We start from the raw sequence: 7684 nt of genomic DNA on the forward strand, positions 1-7684 counted from the left end.
GGCTGTGCGTCGGGCGCCCGGGAGGGCTGGGCAGACGGGGGCTGGGCGCCGGCGGACGGGGGCTCGGCGCCGACGGACATGGGCGGGGCGTCGGCGGGTTGTGGGTGGGCTTCGAGCCAGCCCCGGATGGCGATGCGCGCGGCAGGGGTGCGCGCGTGGTCGAGCCAGCGGGGCGAGGGTCCGGACGCGGCGTCCTCGGCGATCAGCGGCTGCACGGTGTCGCCGTCCTTGAGGACGGTGCTGAGGGTGGCCAGCCTGCCGTTCACGCGTGCGCCGATACAGGCGTGGGCGGCGGCGCCGTGCTGGGCGTAGGCGGCGTCGACGCAGCTGGCCCCGGCGGGCAGGCCGAGCGTGCCGCCGTCCGTGCGGAAGACGGTGATCTCGCGGTCCTGGGCGAGGTCGTCGCGCAGGGTGGTCCAGAAGGTGTCGGGGTCGGGGGCGGACCGCTGCCACTGGAGGAGCCGGGAGAGCCAGCCGGGGCGGGTGGGGTCGGCGCGTTCGCCGTCGGCCGGTTCGAGGGACTGGGGGCCGGAGTCGGAGGCGTAGGGATTGCCGAGCGCGACGACACCGGCCTCGGCGACCTTGTGCATGCGGTGGGTGCGGATGAGGATCTCGGCGACCTCGCCGTCCGGGCCGACGACCGCGGTGTGCAGCGACTGGTACAGGTTGAACTTGGGGGCGGCGATGAAGTCCTTGAACTCGGAGATCACCGGCGTGAAGCAGGTGTGCAGCTCGCCGAGGACGGCGTAGCAGTCGGCGTCCTCCCCGACGAGCACCAGGACGCGCCCGAAGTCGCTGCCGCGCAGTTCGCCGCGCTTGATGCGGACGCGGTGGACGGAGACGAAGTGGCGGGGCCTGACCTGGACCTCGGCGGGGATGCCCGCCTCGCGCAGCACCGAGGCCACCCGGCCCGCCATGGCGCCGAGCGGGTCGGAGGCCTCGGCCGCCGCGTTGATCAGCTCGCTGGTCCGGGCGTACTCCTCGGGATGGAGGATGGCGAAGACCAGATCCTCCAGCTCGGTCTTGAGGGCCTGGACGCCGAGCCGTTCCGCGAGGGGAATGAGCACATCGCGGGTGACCTTGGCGATCCTGGCCTGTTTCTCGGGGCGCATCACGCCGAGGGTGCGCATGTTGTGCAGCCGGTCGGCGAGCTTGATGGACATGACGCGGACGTCGTCCCCGGTGGCGACCAGCATCTTGCGGAAGGTCTCGGGTTCGGCGGCGGCCCCGTAGTCCACCTTTTCGAGTTTGGTGACGCCGTCGACGAGGTAGCAGACCTCTTCGCCGAACTCTTCCCGTACCTGTTCGAGGGTGACCTCGGTGTCCTCGACGGTGTCGTGGAGCAGGGAGGCGGTGAGCGTGGTGGTCTCGGCGCCCAGCTCGGCGAGGATCAGGGTGACGGCGAGGGGGTGGGTGATGTAGGGCTCGCCGCTCTTGCGCATCTGGCCCCGGTGCGAGGTCTCGGCGAGGAGGTAGGCGCGGTGCAGGACGGCGAGGTCGGCGTCGGGGTGGTGGGCCCGGTGCGCCTCGGCGACGTGTGCGATGGCGTCGGGGAGGCGGTCGCGGGAGACCGGACCGAACAGGGCGGCCCTGCCGATCCTGCGGAGATCGATCCGGGGGCGGCCCCGCCTGCGGATGGGAGTACCTGGGCTCGTGGCCTCTGCACTCATGGGGGCACCTCCGGCGACGTCGACCGGCGGTGGGGAGGTGCGGCGCGCCTCCGGGCCGGTGCTTGATGCTACCGAGCCCACCACGTGGCGGAGTCCCGCTCTCGCCGAGCGTGAAACGGATCACCCATTCGAGCGAAGCGTTATCCGTTCGGCGTTTCGAGCCAGGCGGGGTCGATCTTGCCCTCGGCGACGATGACGGCGGGGCCGGTCATCTCGATCCCGCCGTCCGGGTGCTCGGTGATGACGAGGCTCCCGCCAGGCAGGTCGACGGTGTACGTGACCGGCTCGCCGGTCGCCGCGGGGTCGGCGCCGTCCCGGCGCGCCGCCGCGACCGCGACCGCGCAGGCTCCCGTGCCGCAGGAGCGGGTCTCGCCGGAACCGCGCTCGTGGACCCGCATGGCGACGTGGCGCGGGCCGCGGTCCACGACGAACTCGATGTTGACGCCGTCCGGGTAGACGGCGGCCGGGGCGAAGGCGGGCTCGGCGAGCAGGTCGCCGGCGTGGGCCAGGTCCTCCACGAAGGCGACGGCGTGCGGGTTGCCCATGTTGACGTTGCGGGCGGTCCAGTCGCGGCCGCCGACGCTGACGGTGACCCCGTCGGCGGGCAGCAGGGCGCGGCCCATGGAGACGGTGACGTCGCCGTTCTTGGCGAGGTGGACCTGCTTGACGCCGCCCCGTGTGGCGACGGCGAGGTCGCCCTCCTCGACGAGTCCCGCGCGCTGGAGGTAGCGGGCGAAGACCCGTACGCCGTTGCCGCACATCTCGGCGACGGAGCCGTCCGCGTTGCGGTAGTCCATGAACCACTCGGCGTCCCGGGCCATGTCCCGCGCCTCCGGGTGCGCGGCGGAGCGCACGACGTGCAGCAGGCCGTCGCCGCCGATGCCGGCGCGGCGGTCGCAGAGCCGGGCGACGACGGGGGCGGGCAGGGCGACGGCGTTGTCCGGGTCGGGAACGATCACGAAGTCGTTCTCGGTGCCGTGGCCCTTGAGGAAGGCGATGTGCGAGGTGGTCACGGGACAACTGTACGAGGCGCGAGCGTTCCCGGGGTAAGCCGTCCCGGCACGCGGACGCCGTAACCGCGCCGTGCGGATCGGGTCGCCGAGCCGGTCAGCGCAGCCGCGCCACGCGCCAGACGGCGAGCGCGACGAGCACGGCGCAGATCCCGGCGTAGAGCGCGACCACCCGCCAGTCGGGGCGCTGGGGCGCGCCTCTGGGCGGCAGTCCCGGCCAGGTGTAGCCGACGCGGCGGGCGGCCATCATGGACCAGCCGGCGGCGCAGCAGCTGATGAGGAGGCCCAGCATGGCGACGACCGCGCCGCCGTCCCCGAACTCGAAGGCGAGCGGGAAGGCGAACATCAGCGAGCCGACGGCGGCGAGCGTGACGATGGGCGCGAGCTGCCAGATACGCATCCGCCGGGCGGGGCGCAGCTCCACCTCGACCTCGGGCGTCACGGCCGGCTCGTCGGGCCCGTCCGGGCTGAGGCCCGCGGCTTCGCGGCTGCTGTCCGCCGTACCGTGCTCCGGGAGTCCCTGTCCCGGAATGCCTTGTTCAGGTGTGTCTTGTTCCGTGTCGCGAGGGCCGGCCTCCATCGCCACGCGCCCTCCCAACTCGGACTCCAGTCGATCGATGCTCGATGATGGCACGCCCGGCGTCACCGAAATGACGGGCGGAGCGTCCCGATGCCATCACGTGATCAGGCTGTAACCGCTCGTTCGACCAACGCCAGCGCCTGGCGCGGGAGTTCCCCGCGGTGTTCCGCCGCGCCGCTGAGCCACTGGACGCGCGGGTCGCGGCGGAACCAGGAGTCCTGGCGGCGCGCGAAGCGTTTGGTGGCGCGCACGGTCTCGGCGCGCGCCTGGTCCTCGCTGCACTCGCCGGCGAGCGCGGAGAGCACCTGCTGGTAGCCGAGGGCGCGGGAGGCGGTGCGTCCCTCGCGCAGTCCGCGTGTCTCCAGGTCGCGCACCTCGTCCACGAGCCCGTCCTCCCACATGCGGTCGACCCGGCGGGCGATGCGCTCGTCGAGTTCGGGGCGGTCCACGTCGACGCCGATCTGGACGGCGTCGTAGACGGCGTCGTCACCGGGGAGGTTGGCGGTGAACGGCTTGCCGGTGATCTCGATGACCTCCAGGGCCCGGACGATGCGGCGGCCGTTGCTCGGGAGGATGGCGCGGGCGGCCTCCGGGTCGGCGGCGGCGAGGCGGGCGTGCAGGGCGCCGGAGCCGTGTTCGGCCAGCTCCGCCTCCAGGGCGGCCCGGATGCCGGGGTCGGTGCCGGGGAACTCCAGGGCGTCGATCGCGCCCTTCACGTACAGGCCGGAGCCGCCGACGAGGACGGGGGTGCGGCCCTCGGCGAGCAGGCGGTCGATCTCGGCGCGGGCGAGGCGCTGATACTCGGCGACGCTGGCCGTCTCGGTGACGTCCCAGATGTCCAGCAGCCGGTGCGGGACGGCCGCGCGCTCGGCGAGCGTCAACTTGGCGGTGCCGATGTCCATCCCCCGGTAGAGCTGCATGGAATCGGCGTTGACCACCTCGCCGTCGAGCTGCTGGGCGAGGTACACGCCCAGGTCGGACTTTCCGGCCGCGGTGGGACCGACGACGGTGATGACCCGGGGTGCGGGAGCTGAGCTTGTCACCGGCCCAGTCTCCCCCAAACCTTCGGCCCGCATCCCGAATGAGGGAAGCTCGGACGGGGAAGGTGACGCAACAGTGCGGGCATACCCGTACAGTGGTTGTACATATGGGTTATTTCTCACAATTTTCGAGCGGAGAAGGTGCCCGATGGGCTTCATGGACAATCTGAAGGCGAAGCTGGCCCCGGCGAAGGAGAAGGTCAGCGACCTCGCGCAGCAGCACGGGGACAAGATCGACCAAGGGCTCGACAAGGCCGCCCGTACGGTGGACCAGAAGACCAAGGGCAAGTACAGCGACAAGATCGTGACCGGCCGGGAGAAGGCCAAGGACGCGGTGGACAAGCTGGCGAACAAGAACGGCGGCACGACGCCACCCGCCGCCTGACGCGCGCGGACGGCGAAGGGCCCCGGAGCGCGGCAGCTCCGGGGCCCTTCGCCGTGCGCGGTCCGCTCAGGACCAGGCGGCGACCAGGTAGCCCACCCCGTAGGGCGCGTCGTCGTACAGCAGCCGCCCGTCCAGACCGGCTCCCCCAGCCGCCCCGGCGAGGACCTGCCATGGCGCCCGGCCGGCGGCCTTGAGCTCGCCGGCCAGCTCCTCGTCCAGGTCGGTGGTGAGGGTGGCCGTGTTCCCGGCCCGCTGGCGTACGGCGAGCAGCTCGGGGCCGCCCTCCAGGGAGGCGATCGCCGTCCGCAGCGCGGGCACGTCACGGGCGCTCAGGGCGGAGCCGTCCGGCGCGAGCCGCCAGTAGACCTCGGGCTGCCCGGTGGTGGAGAGCAGGGCCGGGGCGGCGTCCGGCGGCAGCAGCAGGGCGGCCGTCCAGTAGTAGCGCGGGGTCTCCTTGGTCGGGATGGGGACCAGGGACGGGGTGCGCAGCAGCTGTTCGGCCGACCAGTAGGACGCCTGGGGCCGCTTCGGGGTGACGATGCCCGTGACGCGTACGGTCAGTGTCCCGTTGTCCTGGGTCGGGACGGCGATGGTCGCGCCCACCTTGATGCGCAGGGCCTTCGCCGTCTCCTCGGTGACGGCCGCCTCGACCTCGCGGGTCCGCTGGGTCACCGTGCCGCGCACCTGGGGCCAGGAGCCGGTGCGCAGGGTGGCGTGGTCGGGGAGCCCGGCCTGGGTGACGTAGGTGAGCGAGGGATCGAGACCGTACGGGCGGGGCAACCAGCTCTCCCTCGCCGCGATGCCCTTCGAGGTCCGCATCCCGTGGGCGGACTGGCCGGCGTCGGCCCGGACCGGCGCCGGCAGCCCGCGCAGGAGGTCGCGCTGGACGGACCCCAGCGTCGCCCCGCGCACCGCCTTCTCGCGGGCCTCCGCGGGCAGTTCGAGACCGGGTTGCGGGCTGCGGATCTCCAGGACGCCGCGCCGGGGCTCGACGGCGCCGAGGTCGTGGCGCAGCCCCTGCCCCTCGTAGCGGTCCACGGCCCGGGGGAAGGCGGCGGCCAGGAACGCCGTGACCAGCACCAGCAGGGCGAACGCGAGGGAGGCGCCGGGCGCGGTCCGCAGCCGGGTGCGCACCCACGGGGCGCAGGCGGCCGAGGCGCGCGGGGTTCTCGTACGCGGGCTCATGTCAGTGGTCCCCCTGGTGGCGCAGCGAAATCGCGGGGTCGGCCCGGCGCAGCGCGAGGGCCGCGACGATGAGCAGCGGCAGCGCCGCGACCCCGGCCAGCAGCAGGGCCACCTGCCCGGCCGGCAGTTGGACGAGGACCGGCGGCACGGGCTGGGCCGCCTGCCCGGTCAGCACGATCAGCGGGACGACGGCACGGGTGAGCAGCGCCCCGAGCAGCCCCCCGACGAGCAGCGCGATGGCGATGAGGACGCCCTGCTCGGCCGCGGTCATCCGGGCCAGCTGGCGGCGCGGGGTGCCGAGCGCCCGCAGCACGGCGAACTCGGCGGAACGTTCCCGCTGCGAGCCGACCGCCGCCACGGCGAAGCCGACCGCCGCCAGGGCCGCCGCGATCACCGCGACCGCGAGCAGCGCGGACTGCGGCCCGGCCCCCAGCGGGTCGCTGACCAGTTCGTCGGCGACCTCGTCGCGGACGAGGACCTGCGCCGGGTCGGTGTCCGGCAGGGCGCGCAGCGCGGCGGCGACGTCGGCGGTGCGGCCGGGCTCGGCGCTCAGCCACCACTCGGACACGGTGAGCCGGGCGTTGGGGCGGTCCGCGAAGACCTGGCCCAGGGAGCGGAGGTCGAGCAGCAGGGCCCCGCCGTCCCTGGCCCGGCGGTAGTCGGTGGTGGTCGCGGCGGAGCCGCCGGGGCCCGTGGTCGGCAGCCGGTCCACGGTCCGGACGATCTTCACCCGGACCCGCTCGCCGGCCAGCGTCACGTCGACGGCCTGCCCGGTCTTCGCGCCGGTGGCCCGGAGGTAGGCGTCCGTGGCGACGCCGTGGACGACCGCCGGGGCCTTGGGGCGCTCGGCGGTGATCCGCACGTTGAGGCCGGGCACGGCGTACATCGCGTCCTCGGAGGTGACCGAGCCGGTGCGGTAGTCGACGGCCAGCGGGGCGGTGGCCGACGCGGTCGGGAAGGCGGCGGCGCCGGGGCGGACCTCGCCGAGGACGTCGGTGGTGACGGCGGCGCGCCAGCGGAAGCCGGCGGGCACCGGGACCGGCCGCTCGGCGCCGCCCTCGGTGGCCGCGCGCAGCCGGGTCACCGAGAGGCGGTGGGTCTCGCCCCGGTCCACGGGCTGCTTGTCGTCCAGCTCGAAGCCGGTCACGGCCAGCCCGCCCGCGGCGGCCACCTCGATCTCGTACGGCCGGCTCCGCCCGTCCACCGGGACCTGCCCGGCGGAGACCTGGTACGGCAGGCCGTAGCGGTCCTCCAGCAGCACGGTGAGCCGGGGGTTCATGCCCGAGGGCGACGCCGTGCGCGGGGCCCCGGGGGCGGAGAGGGCCAGGTCGAAGCGGAGCCGGGTGCTCCGGGCGGGGAGCGCGAGGCCGGGGCGCGTGGACTTCGCGGGGGCGAGCGAGTCGAACAGCCGGTCGGTGGAGCCGGCGCCGAGGTCGTCGCGCATCAGCATCCGCTCGTCCGCGTGCGCGGTGTCCAGCGCCAGCACGTCGGCGGTGCGCTCGCCGGAGAGGTCCACCGTGGTGCGGAAGGCGGGCGCCACCCCGCGTACGCCGGGCAGCTCCTCGTACGCGCCCGCCTTCGCCGGGTCCGCGTTGATGCCGCCGGTCATGCGGAGCGAGGCCCCGGACCGGAAGTCGGCCTGGTCGCTCTGCGAGCGGTCCCAGGACGCGCTCTGCCCGATCGCCAGCATGCCCATCGCCACCGACAGGACCAGCAGCAGCACGGGCCCGGCGCCGCGCAGCGGGCGGCGGCTGAACTGCCAGCCGGCCAGCGCGGTGGCCAGCCCGCGCCCGCCGGCCGCCCGGCGCTCCGCG

Annotated in this window: 7 protein-coding genes; 1 reads left to right on the forward strand and 6 read right to left on the reverse strand. The window is 74.4% G+C overall.

Translation table 11 applies throughout. From position 1 onward, the window contains the following. The 4 genes from MHW47_RS29195 to miaA form a co-directional block, all read right to left on the reverse strand. A partial coding sequence (locus MHW47_RS29195; protein ID WP_239226762.1) for a bifunctional (p)ppGpp synthetase/guanosine-3',5'-bis(diphosphate) 3'-pyrophosphohydrolase occupies positions 1–1670 on the reverse strand: 1670 nt, incomplete at its 3' end. 140 nt (positions 1671–1810) lie between these two features. Continuing rightward, complete coding sequence (gene dapF, locus MHW47_RS29200) at positions 1811–2683, reverse strand: diaminopimelate epimerase (RefSeq protein ID WP_239226763.1); 873 nt, start codon at positions 2681–2683, stop codon at positions 1811–1813. Between the two features lie 94 nt (positions 2684–2777). Further along, entirely contained in the window at positions 2778–3260 is a 483-nt protein-coding gene (locus tag MHW47_RS29205; protein ID WP_239226767.1) for a hypothetical protein, read from the reverse strand. 104 nt (positions 3261–3364) lie between these two features. After that, on the reverse strand, positions 3365–4303 hold the full coding sequence (gene miaA / locus MHW47_RS29210) for a tRNA (adenosine(37)-N6)-dimethylallyltransferase MiaA (protein ID WP_239226764.1): 939 nt from the start codon (positions 4301–4303) through the stop codon (positions 3365–3367). A 145-nt stretch (positions 4304–4448) separates the two neighbouring features. On the opposite strand from miaA, the gene MHW47_RS29215 reads away from it, so the two are divergent. Next, positions 4449–4685 carry an antitoxin gene (locus MHW47_RS29215; RefSeq protein WP_239226765.1) on the forward strand — a complete coding sequence of 79 codons (237 nt, stop codon included), beginning with the start codon at positions 4449–4451 and terminating at the stop codon, positions 4683–4685. 66 nt (positions 4686–4751) lie between these two features. Here the strand turns inward: MHW47_RS29215 and MHW47_RS29220 are convergent, their stop codons facing one another. Continuing rightward, the gene (locus MHW47_RS29220) at positions 4752–5870 is read right to left on the reverse strand and encodes a hypothetical protein (RefSeq protein WP_239226768.1); all 1119 of its coding nucleotides are present in this window, start codon (positions 5868–5870) and stop codon (positions 4752–4754) included. Between the two features lies 1 nt (position 5871). Then, positions 5872–7684: FtsX-like permease family protein (locus MHW47_RS29225; protein ID WP_239226766.1), on the reverse strand; the 1813-nt coding region annotated here is incomplete at its 5' end.

This window comes from Streptomyces sp. OfavH-34-F (assembly GCF_022347745.1).
Taxonomy (GTDB): Bacteria; Actinomycetota; Actinomycetes; order Streptomycetales; family Streptomycetaceae; genus Streptomyces.

Excerpts from the sequence above, each read along its gene's own strand:
- MHW47_RS29220 (WP_239226768.1), bottom strand. The coding sequence starts at position 5,870 with ATGAGCCCGCGTACGAGAACCCCGCGCGCCTCGGCCGCCTGCGCCCCG.
- MHW47_RS29205 (WP_239226767.1), bottom strand. The coding sequence starts at position 3,260 with ATGGAGGCCGGCCCTCGCGACACGGAACAAGACACACCTGAACAAGGC.
- MHW47_RS29215 (WP_239226765.1), top strand. The coding sequence starts at position 4,449 with ATGGGCTTCATGGACAATCTGAAGGCGAAGCTGGCCCCGGCGAAGGAG.